The 346-nt window shown below is 60.4% G+C and carries 1 protein-coding gene; it reads right to left on the bottom strand.

What is annotated here, in order from left to right; translation table 11 throughout:
• On the bottom strand, positions 1-262 hold a 262-nt coding region (locus tag FQ389_RS17590; RefSeq protein ID WP_407662893.1), incomplete at its 3' end, for a TylF/MycF/NovP-related O-methyltransferase.
• Positions 263-346 lie beyond the last annotated feature (84 nt).

The following is a 346-nucleotide window of genomic DNA, read 5'->3' as shown; positions in this document are numbered from 1 at the left end:
CCAGCACGGTCTCCACACAATGCTGCAAGCTGGTCAGCCGCTGCATCCCGATCATCGTCAGCGCATCGGCCGGCCAATCTAGCCCCCGATCCCGGGCGTAGGCGTTAAACGGTCGCTTGCGCACCAGCAAGAAATTGCGCGTATTAAAAATCGGCCGTCCCAGCCGATACCAGCCAACCGGCACCAACTCATCCTGACCATAACGAGTCAGTTCACGACGGAGCAGATCAAGGTACGCGGACCGCGAGTCGGTTTCCGCCACGGTCAAAACTGCCCCTCTCCTCGCATACCACTAACTCCTAGTCATGCGCCCAGACGCCTGACCGCGCGGAGAACGCGTTTCACG

It is taken from the genome of Mycobacterium tilburgii (assembly GCF_902168065.1).
In the GTDB taxonomy this organism is placed as follows: Bacteria; Actinomycetota; Actinomycetes; order Mycobacteriales; family Mycobacteriaceae; genus Mycobacterium; species Mycobacterium tilburgii.
This window is presented reverse-complemented; position numbering and strand designations above follow the sequence as displayed.